The sequence below is a fragment of the Knoellia sp. LjRoot47 genome, from assembly GCF_964253435.1.
Taxonomy (GTDB): domain Bacteria; phylum Actinomycetota; class Actinomycetes; order Actinomycetales; family Dermatophilaceae; genus Knoellia.
Map to the genome: position 1 here is coordinate 2,946,734 of NZ_CAXUQS020000001.1, position 14,687 is coordinate 2,961,420.

The window sequence follows — 14,687 nt, forward strand, 5'->3', positions numbered from 1 at the left end:
GGGGTCATGTCCGCCACCCTCCCGACCGCACGCCTCGCCGACCGGTACGGCCGGGTGGCCCGCGACCTGCGGGTGTCGGTGACGGACCGGTGCAACCTGCGCTGCCGATACTGCATGCCGGCCGAAGGGCTGCCGTGGCTGGCGAAGCCAGAGATGCTCAGCGACGACGAGCTCGTGCGCCTCGTCGGGATCTTCGTCGGGCTCGGCGTCCGACAGGTCCGGCTCACCGGCGGCGAGCCGTTGCTTCGACGGTCGCTGCCGGTGCTGGTCGAGCGGATCGCCGCCCTCGAACCGCGCCCCCGGATCGCGATGACGACCAACGGGATCGGCCTCGACCGGCTGGCCGCGCCCCTGGCCGCGGCGGGCCTCAACCGGGTGAACGTCAGCCTCGACACGGTCGACCCCGCGGAGTTCGCCGACCTCACCCGGCGCGACCGGCTCCACGACGTGGAGGCGGGACTGTCGGCGGCCCGGGACGCGGGGCTCACCCCGGTCAAGGTCAACGCGGTGGCCATGCGCGGGATCAACGACCACTCGGTGGCCGACCTGCTGTCGTGGTGCCTCGACCGGGGCTACGAGCTCCGGTTCATCGAGCAGATGCCGCTCGACGCCCAGCACGGCTGGGACGCCTCGAGCATGGTCGGCTCCGACGAGATCCGGGAGAGGCTGTCCGAGCGGTTCACCATCACGCCGCTGCCCGCCGAGGACCGGGGGAGCGCACCCGCCGAGCGGTTCCTGGTCGACGGTGGCCCGGCGACCGTCGGGATCATCGCCAGCGTCACCGCACCCTTCTGCGGTGCGTGCGACCGCACCCGGCTCACTGCCGACGGTCAGGTCCGCAACTGCCTGTTCTCGCAGCGCGAGACAGACCTGCGCGGACCGATGCGTGACGGCGCGAGCGACGACGAGCTCGCAGAGCTCATCACCGGCGAGATGTGGCGCAAGGCCAAGGGACACGGCATCGGAAGCGCCGACTTCGTCCAGCCGCTGCGCCCCATGAGCGCGATCGGCGGCTGAACGCCGTCCTGCTCAGCCGGCGTCGGCCGGAATCTCGTCCACCGGCACGGTCTCGCGCAGGAAACCGCGCATCGACAGGAAGTCGGCGAGGCTGACCCGGTGGTCGTCACACGCGAGCCACACCTTGCGGCGCTCTGGCGTGTGCAGCTTCGGGTTGTTCCAGAGGTGGGCCCACACGGCCTCACGCCGGCAGGCCTTGGCGCTGCAGGTCACGAGTCGATCTGTCGGCGGTGGGGGTCGCGCGGGGTGACCGATGCCAGCCGGCCCGCGGCCCGCGGGGAGCGCGCGTTGGCGAAGACCACGGCGATGTAGGGCAGGACGACGGCGAGCGCGACGCACGTCCAGCGGACCCATCCCGTGGTGAGGAAGGCCAGGACGAAGCACGTGGTGCGGATGCCCATGGTGACGAGGTAGTGCTTCATCCGGGCGTTGAGGTCGTCGGCAGCCTTGGTGCGCGCCGTCGTGACGGACTGCACCTGAGGTTCGTCGCGCCGGGCCGTGCTCACCCCCTCACTCTACGTCCGCTTCCTGAGCACGCCGCCGGACGGTTGGGCCGGATCCGACGATGCGGGCTACCCATCGGTAGTCCACTAGCGTCGTGCGCCATGAGCAGCGCACGCAACGTCCTCGTCACCGGGGGCAACCGAGGGATCGGGCTGGCCATCGCCAAGGCCTTCGCCGAGGCCGGGGACACGGTCGTCGTCACGAGCCGCAGCGGGGAGGCACCCGACGGGTTGCGGGCCGTGACGTGCGACGTCACCGACACGGCTTCCGTCGACGCCGCGTTCTCCGCGGCCGAGGAGATCTTCGGGGGACCGGTACAGGTGCTCGTCGCCAACGCGGGGATCACCAAGGACGGCCTGCTCATGCGGATGAGCGACGAGGACTTCGACGCGGTCATCGACACCAACCTCGCGGGCACGTTCCGCTGCGTCCGCCGGGCCAGCACCGGGATGATCAAGGCCCGTGGCGGCCGGATCATCCTCATCTCGAGCGTCGTCGGCCTCTACGGCGGCCCGGGCCAGGCCAACTACGCGGCGTCCAAGGCGGCCCTGGTCGGTCTCGCGCGCTCGGTCACCCGTGAGCTCGGCGGTCGCGGCATCACCGCCAACGTCGTCGCGCCCGGGTTCATCGAGACCGACATGACCGCAGCGCTCCCGGCGGAGACGCAGAAGACCTACAAGGCCGGCATACCGGCTGGTCGGTTCGCGCAGGCGAGCGAGGTCGCGGCCGTCGTGCGCTTCCTCGCCTCCGACGACGCGGGCTACGTCAGCGGGGCCGTGATCCCCGTCGACGGCGGCCTCGGCATGGGCCACTGAACCCCCTCCACCACCCACCCCACAGGAGAACGACACCGATGCTGCTCGAGGGCAAGAAGCTGCTCATCACCGGAGTCCTCATGGACTCCTCGATCGCCTTCCACGTCGCCAAGCTGGCGCAGGAGCAGGGCGCGGAGGTCGTGCTCACGTCGTTCGGCAGGACGATGAAGATCACGTCGACGATCGCCAAGCGCCTGCCCACGACGCCACCGGTCGTCGAGCTCGACGTCACGGACAGCGAGCACCTCGACACCCTCGCGGAGCGGCTCGGTGAGCACGTCGACTCCCTCGACGGGGTGCTGCACTCCATCGGGTTCGCGCCTCAGGGCGCGTTCAACTTCCTCGAGGGCACGTTCGAGGACGTGTCGACGGCGATGCATGCCTCGGCGTACTCGCTCAAGTCGCTCGCCGTCGCGGCGCTGCCGCTCATGATCCCGGGCTCCTCGGTGGTCGGACTCACCTTCGACGCGAAGTTCGCCTGGCCGGTCTACGACTGGATGGGTGTCGCGAAGGCGGCGTTCGAGTCGACCAACCGCTACCTCGCCCGTGACCTCGGGCCTCGGGGCGTGCGCTGCAACCTCGTCGCCGCCGGACCGATCCGCACGACGGCCGCGAAGTCGATCCCGGGCTTCCAGACCTTCGAGGACTCGTGGGACGAGCGGGCGCCCCTGGGCTGGGACGTCAACGACGCCGTGCCCGCCGCCAAGGCGTGCGCGGCACTGCTGTCCGACTGGTTCCCGGCCACGACGGGCGAGATCGTCCACGTCGACGGCGGCGTCCACGCGATGGGGATCTGACCGCTCGCCCAACTAGGCTCGCCGGGTGACCAGCGACCTTCACGCCGCCCCTGCCGTGACTTCCCCTGCCGTGACCGCGACCGAGGTCCGGGTCCTCGAGGGCCCGAACCTCTATTTCCCCAAGCCGGCCGTCAAGGTCACCCTCGACCTCACGGCATACGTCGATGCCTCGAAGGACGACCTGCGCAGGGTCGCCCGGGCCGCAGGTCTCGCGGCGGCACAGGTGGGGGACCCGCACACCGAGCAGCGGCAGCGGGTCGTGGCTCGGCTCGCCGAGCGTGCCGTGCGACAGGTGTCGCGCGCGTCCGGCACGAGCAGGCTCGGTGTCCGCTCGCGCCCCGGCAACGAGCTGTCGGTCGTCGTCGTGTCCTTCGTCTGGCGCCGACGGGGCTCGGCGCAGGCCCTGGGGGAGTCCGTCGCGCCGGTGCTCGAGGCGTGGCTGCGCGGCGCCGACGTGGTGGAGGAGCGTGCGGCCGTCGTGCGTCAGGCGCCGGAGGGCGCGCCCCCGCGGATCGTCACCCCGCGCATCCCCGTCGCGTCGGTCACCGGCACCAACGGCAAAACGTCGACGACGCGGCTGCTGGCACACATCGCCATGACCGCTGGAAGGCACACGGCGTGGAGCTCGACCGACGGTGTCGTCGACCACGGCGAGATGGTCGAGGCCGGGGACTTCTCCGGACCTGCCGGCGCCCGAGGCGTCCTCGATGCTCCCGGCGTCGAGATCGGCATCCTCGAGACGGCCCGCGGCGGAATGCTGCTCAAGGGGCTCGGGGTCTCGCACAACGACGTCTCGGTGGTCACCAACGTCTCGGCCGACCACCTCGGGCTTCAAGGCGTCGACACGGTCGACCAGCTGGCCGAGGTCAAGGCGATCATCACCCGAGCGACCAAGCCCGAGGGGTGGACCGTCCTCAACGGTGACGACCCCCGGGTCTGGGCGATGCGTACCGGCTCGCCCGCCAAGCCGTGGGTCTTCACCCTCGACCCGAACTCGCCGGCGATCCGCGAGGCCCTGGGTGCGGGCGGACGTGCGATCACGGTGCTCGACGACCACGTCACCGTGCTGTCCGACTCGGGTGTGCCCGACCGCCTCGTGGCCATCGTCGACGTGCCGATGACCATCAGCGGCCTGTCCCGGCACAACGTCGCCAACGTCCTCGCCGCCGCAGCGGCCGCGCTCGGTCTCGGGATCGACCGCGACGCCGTGGTCGAGGGATTGAGGACGTTCCGTCCGGACGCCGCCCTCAACCCCGGGCGCATGAACATCTACACCGCCCGGGCGGGCCTCGGCGGCACGTGCACCGTCGTCGTGGACCTCGCGCACAACGAGGCCGGGCTCGAGGCCCTCATGGACGTCTCGGACGGCCTGCGCCAGCCGGGCGCACGGATCCACCTCGGTCTCGGCGCCGCCGGCGACCGCACCGACGAGATCCTCGAGAACCTCGGCGAGATCGCCGGACACCGGGCCGACCACGTCGTGTCGGCCCACAAGGCGCACTACCTGCGGGGCAGGACGATGGACGAGCTCGAGTCGCACCTGCGCACCGGGCTGCAGCGGGCCGGCGTCGCCGACGTGGCGTCGTTCACCACGGAGCTGGCCGGTCTCCAGAACCTCGTCGAGGCGGCCCATGACGGCGATGTCGTCGCGATCATGTGCCACGCGGAACGCCAGGCGATCTACGACTGGCTCGACTCGGTGGGCGCCGTCGCCGACAGCCCGGCGGACATCCGCCGCAAGGTCATCGGCGCCCGTGGCGAGCACGAGGCGGAGGAGGCGATCGCGGCCCTGTGGGCCGACGAGGACGCCGACCGGCGGATCGAGACCGGTGCCGCCCTGCACGCGGCCTACCCGGGGGACGCACGCATCGCCTACGAGTACGGGGGCACGTTCGACTCGGCCGGCCAGGAGGAGCGTGCCCTCGAGCTCTACCGGACTGCTCTGGAGGCCGGTCTGCGCGAGCCGTACCGGCACCGCGCCGTGATCCAGCTGGCGTCGTCGCTGCGCAACGTGGGTGAGCACGACGAGGCCGTCCGGCTGCTCGACGAGCTCGCCGCCGAGCACCCGGAGTCGATCGGAATCGCCGGCTTCCGGGCGCTGGCCCTGCACTCCGCCGGTCGATCCGGCGAGGCACTGGGCAGCCTGCTCGCGACCGTCGCGCAGGGGAGCACCGACGAGGACGTGCTGCGCTACCGACGTTCGCTCACGGCATACGGGCAGGAGCTCGAGCGCGGCGAGAGGTGAGCCGCGGTCGGGGGGCCGAGCGCGGAAGACCCGCCGCGGCCCACGACCACAGGACAGACAGGAGCTGGCCGCCGCCCGTGAGGACACGGGCGGCGGCCCACCGTGGTCAGGACCGGTCGGTCGTCCCGGCCGGCTGCGGCGTGGTCTCGGACTCCGGCTCGGCCAGGTCGTGGTCGGCGAGGTCCTGGTCCGTCGCCTCCTCGCCACTGACCTGGGCCTCGGCCTGGAGGGTCGACGGGTCGAGGTCGGGGTCGGCGAGCGAGTCGGCCGTGTGCGTGCCCGGCTGGGCCTGCTGGGTCATCGTCTCGAGCTCGTTCATGACGACGCCGTGCTGGTCGACGCAGACGACGACGATGTCGCCGGGGTTGGCGCGGGCCATGACGTGGCGCACGGCCGAGAGCTCGTCGGTGACGATCTCGACCTGGCGGCAGCGCGCGCCGTCGGCCATGGCGGCCTTGGCGCCCTCGGCGACGAACCCGGCGGTCTCGCCAGGCTTGCGACCGCGCAGGCGCTCGTCCTCGCGCACCACGATGACGTCGAAGTGCTGGGCGGCGAGGGCGCCGAGCTCGCGCATGTCCTCGTCGCGACGGTCGCCCGCCGTGGCGATGACACCGAGCCGCGAGATCTTGCCGAGGTCGCTCGAGCCTGCCTTGGCGTCGGCGTAGCGCTCGACGAACTCGCCGAGGACCTTCATGCCGGGGGCGTTGTGGCAGTAGTCGACGATGACGTCGACGTTGTTGACGTTGACCTGGTTCATGCGGCCGGGCGAGAGGTAGTAGCTCGTCGAGAACGTCCGCAGGCCCTGGCGGATCTCGTGCAGCCCCGTCCCGACGGCAAAGGCCGCGCCGGCCGCCGCCATGGCGTTGGCGACGTTGAACATCGCCGTGCCGCCGAACGTCGAGGGCAGCAGGTGGGTCCAGGCGAGCTGCATGGCCCGGCGCCCGTGGCGGATGACGATCATGTCGCCCTTGTCGGACGGCTCGAGGACGACGGCACGTCCGCCGCGGCGGCAGTGGTCGTCGACGAAGTCGCGCACGGGGGTGCCCGGCGCCGACATCGTGAACCACACGATCGAGCCCGAGCACTTGCGGCGCATCTTGCGGACGAGCTTGTCGTCGGCGTTGAGGACGGCGAAGCCGTTGCGGGGGACCGCCTCGACGATGACGGCCTTGACGTCGGCGAGCTGCTCGATGGTGTCGATGCCGCGCAGGCCCAGGTGGTCCGGCGCGATGTTGGTGACGACGGCGACGTCGTTGCGGTCGTAGCCGAGGCCCTCGCGCAGGATGCCGCCGCGGGCGACCTCCATGACGGCGAAGTCGACGCGCGGGTTCTGGAGCACCATGCGCGCGGACTTCGGGCCAGAGGCGTCGGCCTTGAAGACGAGCCGCTCGTCGACGACGATGCCGTCGGTCGAGGTCATGCCGACCTTGCGGCCGACGCCCTTCATGATGTGCGCGATCATCCGCGAGGTCGTCGTCTTGCCGTTGGTGCCGGTGACGGCGACGATCGGCACGCGCGAGGGGGCGCCGGGTGGGAACAGCAGGTCCACGACCGGCTTGGCGATGAACTGCGGCTCACCGATCGTCGGGTGGGTGTGCATGCGGAAACCGGGGGCCGCGTTGACCTCGCAGATGGCGCCGCCGGTCTCGCGCACCGGGGAGGCGATGTCGGGGCAGATGAAGTCGATGCCCGCGACGTCGAGACCGACCATGCGGGCCGCCTCCTCGGCGATCTCCACGTTGTCGGGGTGGGCGTCGAAGGTGCGGTCCACGGAGATGCCGCCTGTGGACATGTTGCCGGTGAGGGCGAGCTTGACCATGGTGCCCTGCGGCGGGACGGCGTCCATCTCGAAGCCCTGCTCACGCACGAGGCCCTCGGCGGCGGAGTCGACCTTGATGCGGGTCAGCACCTTCTCGTGGCCGACACCGCGCCGGGGGTCGGCGTTGGTGATGTCCACGAGCTCGCTGACCGTGTGCTCGCCGTCGCCGACGACGTGCGCGGGGACGCGCTCGGCGATGGCCTGCATCCGGCCGCCGACGATGAGGCAGCGGTAGTCCTTACCGGTGACGAAGGACTCGACGATGACCGAGCCGCGGCGTGACTGCTCGCGCGCCACGGCGAAGGCCTCGCGCACCTCGTCATCGTTCTGGAGGTCGAGGCACACGCCGCGGCCGTGGTTGCCGTCGAGCGGCTTGACCACGACGGGGAACCCGATCCGGCGAGCGGCTGCCACGGCGTCCTGCGGACCGCGCACGGTCTCCTGCTTGGGCACCGGGAGCCCGGCGGAGCCGAGGAGCTTGGTCGTGAGGTCCTTGTCCGAGGCGATGTCGACGGCGAGGGCGCCGGTCTTGGACGTCATCGTGGCCCGGATGCGCTGGGCGTGGACGCCCTGACCGAGCTGGACGAGGCTCGCGCTGTTGAGCCGGATGTAGGGGATGTCGCGGCTCACAGCCTCCTCGAGGATGGCCGCGGTGGAGGGACCGAACGCCGTGCGCTCGGCTCGCTTGAGAAAGGCCTCGAGAGCCTCCTGGAAGTCGAAGCCCTCCTCGGCATGCACGAGGTGGTTGACGAGCCGGACGGCGAGGGTGCCGGCTGCCAGGCCCACGCCCTCGTCGGAGTAGCCGTAGATGACGTTGTAGCGCCCGGGGTGGCCCTTGACCTGGCGGGTCTTGCCACGACGCTGGTCGTGCCCGGCCTCCTGCTGGAGCTGGAGGGCGATGTGCTCGCTCACGTGGCCGAGCCACGTGCCCTCGTGCATCCGCTCGACGAAGCCACCCTTGACGCCGCGCGAGCAGGTGTGGTTCTCGAGGCCGGGGAGGAGCTCGACGAGACGGTCGGTGAAGCCTTCGACGAGGTTCGTCGGGTACTGCTCGAGGATGCCGAGGTCGACGACGAGGTGGATCGCGGGGTCGTAGGACCAGACGTTGCCGCCGCGGTAGACGCGGGACTCGACGATGGTCAGCTCGGGTGCTGCCGGGCCGGTGGGGGTCGGGCGGTCCTGCGACATCGGACTCCTCGGGGTGTGGTGGGGTTCGGGGTCGGGTCAGTGCGTCGAGCTGGCCAGCGTGGCACCCACGTCGGGGTGCTGCTCGACGAACTCGACGAGCGTGGCCGTGGCCAGGTCGAAGGTGGCCCCCGCGGGCAGGGTGTGGATGACGGCCCCCGACACCAGCAACGGTGCCCCCCGTCGTGCGTCCGGGGCGTCGGTCGTGACGTCGCGGCAGTCGATGACGGTGACGCCGCCCCGACCGTGCACGGTGAACCTCGCGCCGTCGACGACCTCGATGGCCGTGTCCTCGTCGATGCCGATGCCGAGCAGGCTCGGGGAGGACGCGACGACCGACATGAGCCGACCGTAGCGCGAGCGTTGCGCGAAGTGCTGGTCGACGATGACCCCCTTGAGGAGCCCCAGACCGGCGCTGATCTGGCTGGCCCGCTGCACCGGGGTGATGCCCTCGTCCCCCATCGAGATCATGAACTCGCTCATGATCGAGGCACCGGCCGAGGTCCCCGCCACCACGGTGCCGCGGGCGTGAGCCCGGTGCAGGGCGTCGCCGAGCGGGGTGCCGGGGAAGTACTGCGAGAGCCGGAGCTGGGAGCCACCGCTCATGAAGATGCCGGTGGCCTGGTCGATGAGGGCGACGGCGGCCTCGTCGTGGGCGTCACGCCGTGACTGTGGGTTGACCACCCCGACCTCCTTGACCCCGAAGCGGTTGAACACCTCGGTGTAGGAGCTGACGACCTCGTCCTGGAACGACGAGGCGGTGGGGATGACGACGAGACGGGCCTGCCGACCACCGGTGATGCGCACGAAGCGGCGGAGCAGGGACGCCCGTCCGACCCTGTCCTCGGCGCCGCCGATGATGAACAGCGTCTGGGTCGTCGACGGGTAGCGGGGCATTGGGCCAGCCTACGAGGTGTCAGCCGTGGTCCACGGCAGGCGCGGGCGTCGGGGTGCCATCGGCGTCGTCGGCCTCCTCGATCTCCTCGCGGGTGATGCCGAGGAGGTGGAGGACGGCGTCGAGGTAGGGGACGTTGACGGCGGTGTCGGCCTGCTCGCGCACGACCGGCTTGGCGTTGAACGCGATGCCGAGGCCGGCGGTCCCGAGCATGTCGAGGTCGTTGGCGCCGTCGCCGATCGCGACGGTGCGGGCCAGTGGGAGTCCGGCCAAGGTGGCGAACTCCCGCAGGGCGGTGGCCTTGCCCTCCCGGTCGACGACCTCGCCGAGCACCCGCCCGCTGAGGACGCCGTCGACGATCTCGAGCCGGTTCGCGCGGGCGTGGTCGATGCCGAGCTCGTCGGCGATGGGCTGGACGATCTCGATGAAGCCACCAGAGACCAGCGCGACCGTGAAGCCCAGCCGCTTGAGGGTCCGCACCAGGGTGCGGGCTCCGGGGGTGAGGCGGACGGCGTGACGCACCTCGTCGAGGACCTTGGCGTCAAGACCCGCGAGGGTAGCGACCCGGGCGTGCAGGCTCTCGGCGAAGTCGAGCTCACCGGCCATCGCGCGCTCGGTCACCGCAGCCACCTCGGCCTCGCGGCCGGCGTGCCGGGCCAGCAGCTCGATGACCTCGTCCTGGATGAGGGTCGAGTCGACGTCCATGACGACGAGGCGTCGGCCACGTCGGGCCAGGCCGGCGGGGGAGACGGCGATGTCGACGTGCTCCCGGGCGGCCACGAGCGAGAGCTCGCGGCGCATGGAGTCGAGGTCGGCCCCGCTGACGTCGAGCTCGAGGGTCGTCACGGGGTAGCGGGACAGGCGTCGGATGCGGTCGATGTTGGCGCCGTGGGCGGCCACCGAACGCGACACGGCGGCGACGGCCGTCGCACGCAACGGCGCGCCGAGGACGACGACTGCGGCCCGACCGGTGCGGCGGCTCCGGTTGTCACCGCGTCCCTCGACGACGCTCACGGCCAGGCCGAGCCGCTCCCCGACGCCCTCGACCACGTCGCGCAGGTCGCTGAGGTAGCCACCGGGCGCGAGCAGCACCGCCAGCGTGAGCTGACCGCGGACGACGACCTGCTCGAGGTCGAGCACGACGGAGCCGGTGGGTGCCACGGCGTCGAAGAGCGCGCTCGTCACTCCGGGCCGGTCGTCACCGGTGAGGGTGACGAGCAGGTTGGGGGCGTCGTCGGTCGGCGTCGCGGGCGTGGGGACGGGTGTGGCTGCGGGCTCCGGGGTCACGGGCACAGGCTAGGAGTTCTGCGCGTCCCGCCACGAGAGCAGGTCACGGACCGGACCGAGGTCGGCGTACGGCCCGCTCAGGCCGATGGTGAACAGCCGCGTGCCCACGGCATACAGGGCGTCGGCGTTCGAGGCGTAGTCCGGCACGTCCTCGGGGAAGCGGCCCGGCCGCATGGCTACCCCGGCGGAGCGCTCGATGGTCGCGGGGTCGCGCCCGACCTTCGCGCACCACTCGTCGAGGACCGCGTGTTTGTGGGCGATCGTGTCGGCGCCGCCGAAGCCGTGCCAGATGTCGGCCTGCTCCGCGACGATGCGCAGGGTCTTGCGCTCGCCGCCACCGCCGACGAGCACCGGGATGTCACGCGTGGGCGCCGGGTTGAGCCGGCCCCACCGCGCCTTGATCCGCGGCAGGTCGCGGTCGAGGGCATCGAGCCGCGTTCCCGCGCGGCCGAACTCGTAGCCGTACTCGTCGTAGTCGCGCTCGAACCAGCCCGAGCCGATGCCGAGGATGAGCCGTCCCTCGCCGCCGCGGGCGGAGATGTGGTCGACGGTCCGCGCCATGTCGGCGAGGAGGTCGGGGTTGCGGTAGGAGTTGCACGTCACGAGCGCGCCGATCTCGACCCGCTCGGTCGCCTCGGCCCACGCGCCGAGCATCGTCCAACACTCGAAGTGAGCCCCGTCGGGGTCGCCGTTCAACGGGAAGAAGTGATCCCAGTTGAAGAGGATGTCGACTCCAAGCTCCTCCAGCTGCGCGCACGTCCGTCGGATGTCGTCGTATGCCGCGTGCTGGGGCTGGAGCTGTACGCCGACTCGCGCGCGGCTCACGGCTGGATGACCGTGCCCTTGCCGACGACGGTGATGCCCGAATCGGTGACGGTGAAGCCGCGGGCCCGGTCGTGCTCGACGTCGAACCCGACCGAGGTGTTCTCGGGGAGGTGGACGTTCTTGTCGATGATCGCGCGCCGGACCCGGCAGTTGCGGCCGATGTCGACCCCGTCGAGGATCACCGAGTCGTCGATCTCGGTGTAGCTGTGGACGTTGACGTCCGGGGAGATCACCGAGGCGTTGACGCGGGCGCCGCTGATGATGACGCCCGGGGAGACCATCGAGTTGAGCGCCTCGCCGAAGCGGCCCGACGCGCCGTGGACGAACTTCGCCGGCGGGTAGGGGCCGTAGCTCGTGAACAGCGGCCAGTCGTAGTTGTAGAGGCTGAAGACCGGGTGGATCGAGATGAGGTCCATGTGGGCGTCGAAGTACGAGTCGAGCGTCCCCACGTCGCGCCAGTAGCCCTGGTCGCGTTCGGTGCCACCGGGGATGACGTTCTTCTTGAAGTCGTAGGTGTAGGCCGAGCCCTCCTTGACCATGGCCGGCACGATGTCGCCGCCCATGTCGTGGGTGCTGTCGGGGTCCTCGGAGTCGCGGGTCACCGCGTCCTGGAGGACGTCGGCGTCGAAGACGTAGTTGCCCATCGACGCGAGGATCTCGCCGGGGGAGTCGGGCAGCGGGTCGGGGTCGGACGGCTTCTCGCGGAACGCCTTGATGCGGGTGTGGTCGTCGGCCTCGACCTCGATGACCCCGAACTGGTCGGCCATGGCGATGGGCTGGCGGATCGCCGCCACGGTGACCCCGGCGCCGGACTCGACGTGCTGGTCGACCATCTGGGAGAAGTCCATGCGGTAGACGTGGTCGGCCCCGACGACGACGACGATGTCGGGCCGCTCGTCGGTGATCGTGTTGAGGCTCTGGAAGATCGCGTCGGCGCTGCCCTGGTACCAGGACTTGTCGATGCGCTGCTGGGCCGGGATCGGCGCGACGTAGTTGCCGAGCATCGTCGACATGCGCCACGTCTTGGTGACGTGCCGGTCGAGGCTGTGCGACTTGTACTGGGTCAGCACGACGATCTTGAGGTAGCCGGAGTTGACGACGTTGCTCAGGGCGAAGTCGATGAGCCGGTAGATGCCGCCGAACGGCACGGCCGGCTTGGCCCGGTCGGCGGTGAGAGGCATGAGCCGCTTGCCCTCTCCACCTGCGAGAACGATGACGAGCACCTTGGGTCCACCGCTGCGGTAAGCCATGCAGCCAACCTAGTGGAACGAGGCCGCTCATGTGATCGCCATCTCACCCGGTCTGCCAACCGGCGCTAGTGTCGACTCGTGCGCGTCGACATCCTCAGCAAGGAGTACCCACCGACCATCTACGGCGGGGCGGGGGTGCACGTCGCGGAACTGACCCGGGCCCTGCGGGAGCGGGGCGACATCGACGTCCGCGTGCGGGCGTTCGGCCCACCCCGCGACGAGGAGGGCACGACCGGATACCCGGACCTCGACGCCCTCGCCGGGGCGAACCCGGCGCTCGTGACGATGGGCGTCGACCTCGCCATCGCCGCCGACTGCGGCGGGACCGACCTCGTCCACTCGCACACCTGGTACGCCAACTTCGCGGGCCACACGGCGTCGCTGCTCGAGGGCGTCCCGCACGTCGTGAGCGCGCACAGCCTCGAGCCGATGCGCCCGTGGAAGGCCGAGCAGCTGGGGGGCGGCTACCGGCTGTCCTCGTGGATCGAGCGGACGGCATACGAAGGTGCGGCGGCCGTCATCGCGGTGAGCGACGGGATGCGCAAGGACGTGCTCCGCAGCTATCCGAGCATCGACCCGGGCAAGGTCAGGGTCGTCCACAACGGCATCGACAGCGAGCTGTGGAAGCGCGCCGAGGACCCCGACACCGTCCGGCACCACGGCGTCGACCCCGACCGCCCGAGCGTGGTCTTCGTCGGCCGCATCACCCGCCAGAAGGGGCTGCCCTACCTCCTGCGGGCCGCCGCCGAGCTGCCCCCCGAGGTCCAGCTCGTCCTCCTCGCGGGCGCGCCCGACACCCCAGAGATCAAGGCCGAGGTCGAAGAGCTCATCGCCGGACTGCGCGAGACCCGTGACGGGGTCGTGTGGGTGCCCGAGATGCTCCCGCGCGCCGAGGTCATCGCGATGCTCTCTGCCGCAACGGTTTTCGTCTGCCCCTCGGTCTACGAGCCGCTCGGCATCGTCAACCTCGAGGCCATGGCCTGCGACCTCCCGGTAGTCGCGACGGCGACCGGCGGCATCCCAGAGGTCGTCGTCGACGGTGAGACCGGGTGGCTCGTGCCCATCGAGCAGGTGCAGGACGGGTCGGGCACCCCGGTCGACCCCGACCGGTTCGTGGCCGACCTCGCCGCAGCGCTCAACGAGGCCGTGTCGGACCCCGACCGGGCGGCGCGCTTCGGCCAGGCGGGTCGGCGTCGGGCCGTGGAGTCGTTCTCCTGGGCGCGGATCGGCGACGAGACGCTGACGGTCTACCGCGACGTCCTGGGGTGAGCCACCGCCGTGACACCGGCGTTCGTCGCGTCCGCGAGAGCGCGCTCGGCCTCGCGTCGGAGGGTGCGGAGCAGGTCGAGGCGCCGCTGCTGCGTCCAACCGTCGGGTCCGTCCTGCGGTCCGTCGATCCCGGCCGCCGCGGCGGTGCTGATCGCGGCGGCGAACGTCAGGGCGCGCAACGCCTGTCCCGGCAGGTCGTCGGGCAGCGCCCACTGACCCGTGCGCGGCATCGCCTCGCGCGCTGACGCCGCGTCGAAGGGCTGTCCGCCGAGCGCGTCGAGCTGCTCGGTGACCTCCAGGACCGTGGCGGTCAGTGCCCGGGTCGTCTCGCGGGGGTCGAGCGCCTCGACCCGGTGGGTCGGGACCGGATCGCAGTCGTATGCCGTCCAGTCCAGTCGCGTGCCCGCGTCGGCGCCGCTGGCACCGGGCGCCCCGCACGTCGACCACGACGGGACGAGCAGGGCGCCGAGCCCCGGTGCGACGAGGCACTCCTCGGCCTCCACGGCGGCGTCGAGGGCCTCGGTGCCGCAGCGGGGGAGCGACGTCGGGTCGCCGCTGGACGGCAGGGCCACGAGGACGGTGCGCTCGCCGAGGTCGCGCCAGAGGCCGAGGGTGTGGATCCCCGGACCGACGGCGTCGACGTCGGGGAGGGCGGAGTCGACCGCCGACTCCAGCGACTCCCCGGTACGCCACGCAGCGGTGACCCAGAGGGCGATCCGGACGGAGGCGGGCAGCTCGGGCATGGCGTCATCGTAGGCAGCGACCGTTCAACTAGGGTT

The 14,687-nt window shown here is 71.4% G+C and carries 13 protein-coding genes; 5 read left to right on the forward strand and 8 right to left on the reverse strand.

Features of this window, described 5'->3' with window-relative positions; genetic code table 11:
- Positions 1 to 6: 6 nt before the first annotated feature.
- On the forward strand, positions 7 to 1,017 hold the full coding sequence (gene moaA / locus ACSQ11_RS14220) for a GTP 3',8-cyclase MoaA (RefSeq protein ID WP_436006478.1): 1,011 nt from the start codon (positions 7 to 9) through the stop codon (positions 1,015 to 1,017).
- A gap of 12 nt (positions 1,018 to 1,029) precedes the next feature.
- Here the strand turns inward: moaA and ACSQ11_RS14225 are convergent, their stop codons facing one another.
- Together ACSQ11_RS14225 and ACSQ11_RS14230 are read right to left on the reverse strand one after the other, a co-directional pair.
- Positions 1,030 to 1,230, reverse strand: a complete 201-nt coding sequence (locus ACSQ11_RS14225; protein WP_436006480.1) for a hypothetical protein — start codon at positions 1,228 to 1,230, stop codon at positions 1,030 to 1,032.
- The gene (locus ACSQ11_RS14230; RefSeq protein ID WP_436006482.1) at positions 1,227 to 1,523 is read right to left on the reverse strand and encodes a DUF3099 domain-containing protein; all 297 of its coding nucleotides are present in this window, start codon (positions 1,521 to 1,523) and stop codon (positions 1,227 to 1,229) included. Before ACSQ11_RS14230 ends, ACSQ11_RS14225 begins: the two co-directional genes overlap by 4 nt.
- A gap of 99 nt (positions 1,524 to 1,622) precedes the next feature.
- Here ACSQ11_RS14230 and fabG point away from each other — a divergent pair, with 99 nt between their 5' ends.
- From fabG to ACSQ11_RS14245, 3 genes are read left to right on the forward strand one after another with little or no spacing between them, the layout of a single operon-like run.
- Entirely contained in the window at positions 1,623 to 2,336 is a 714-nt protein-coding gene (gene fabG, locus ACSQ11_RS14235; RefSeq protein WP_436006484.1) for a 3-oxoacyl-ACP reductase FabG, read from the forward strand.
- A 38-nt stretch (positions 2,337 to 2,374) separates the two neighbouring features.
- Positions 2,375 to 3,133, forward strand: a complete 759-nt coding sequence (fabI, locus tag ACSQ11_RS14240; RefSeq protein ID WP_436006486.1) for an enoyl-ACP reductase FabI — start codon at positions 2,375 to 2,377, stop codon at positions 3,131 to 3,133.
- Between the two features lie 25 nt (positions 3,134 to 3,158).
- On the forward strand, positions 3,159 to 5,378 hold the full coding sequence (locus ACSQ11_RS14245) for a tetratricopeptide repeat protein (protein ID WP_436006488.1): 2,220 nt from the start codon (positions 3,159 to 3,161) through the stop codon (positions 5,376 to 5,378).
- Positions 5,379 to 5,484: 106 nt separating this feature from the next.
- Here the strand turns inward: ACSQ11_RS14245 and cphA are convergent, their stop codons facing one another.
- From cphA to glgC, 5 genes are read right to left on the reverse strand one after another with little or no spacing between them, the layout of a single operon-like run.
- Positions 5,485 to 8,385: a cyanophycin synthetase gene (cphA, locus tag ACSQ11_RS14250; protein ID WP_436006490.1), complete on the reverse strand. Its 2,901-nt coding sequence runs from the start codon at positions 8,383 to 8,385 to the stop codon at positions 5,485 to 5,487.
- Between the two features lie 36 nt (positions 8,386 to 8,421).
- Positions 8,422 to 9,279: a cyanophycinase gene (locus ACSQ11_RS14255; protein ID WP_436006492.1), complete on the reverse strand. Its 858-nt coding sequence runs from the start codon at positions 9,277 to 9,279 to the stop codon at positions 8,422 to 8,424.
- Between the two features lie 19 nt (positions 9,280 to 9,298).
- Positions 9,299 to 10,564: a phosphoserine phosphatase SerB gene (gene serB / locus ACSQ11_RS14260; RefSeq protein WP_436006494.1), complete on the reverse strand. Its 1,266-nt coding sequence runs from the start codon at positions 10,562 to 10,564 to the stop codon at positions 9,299 to 9,301.
- Between the two features lie 9 nt (positions 10,565 to 10,573).
- Complete coding sequence (locus ACSQ11_RS14265; protein WP_436006496.1) at positions 10,574 to 11,389, reverse strand: LLM class F420-dependent oxidoreductase; 816 nt, start codon at positions 11,387 to 11,389, stop codon at positions 10,574 to 10,576.
- Positions 11,386 to 12,639 carry a glucose-1-phosphate adenylyltransferase gene (gene glgC / locus ACSQ11_RS14270; RefSeq protein ID WP_436006498.1) on the reverse strand — a complete coding sequence of 418 codons (1,254 nt, stop codon included), beginning with the start codon at positions 12,637 to 12,639 and terminating at the stop codon, positions 11,386 to 11,388. The genes ACSQ11_RS14265 and glgC overlap by 4 nt, the downstream gene beginning before the upstream one ends.
- Before the next feature lie 78 nt (positions 12,640 to 12,717).
- Here glgC and glgA point away from each other — a divergent pair, with 78 nt between their 5' ends.
- Positions 12,718 to 13,908, forward strand: coding sequence for a glycogen synthase (glgA, locus tag ACSQ11_RS14275; RefSeq protein WP_436006500.1), 1,191 nt, complete (start codon positions 12,718 to 12,720; stop codon positions 13,906 to 13,908).
- On the opposite strand, the gene ACSQ11_RS14280 is transcribed toward glgA, so the two are convergent.
- A complete protein-coding gene (locus tag ACSQ11_RS14280; protein ID WP_436006502.1) occupies positions 13,887 to 14,651 on the reverse strand; it encodes a hypothetical protein in 765 nt (254 codons plus the stop codon). The two genes, glgA and ACSQ11_RS14280, sit on opposite strands and share 22 nt — an antisense overlap.
- Positions 14,652 to 14,687 lie beyond the last annotated feature (36 nt).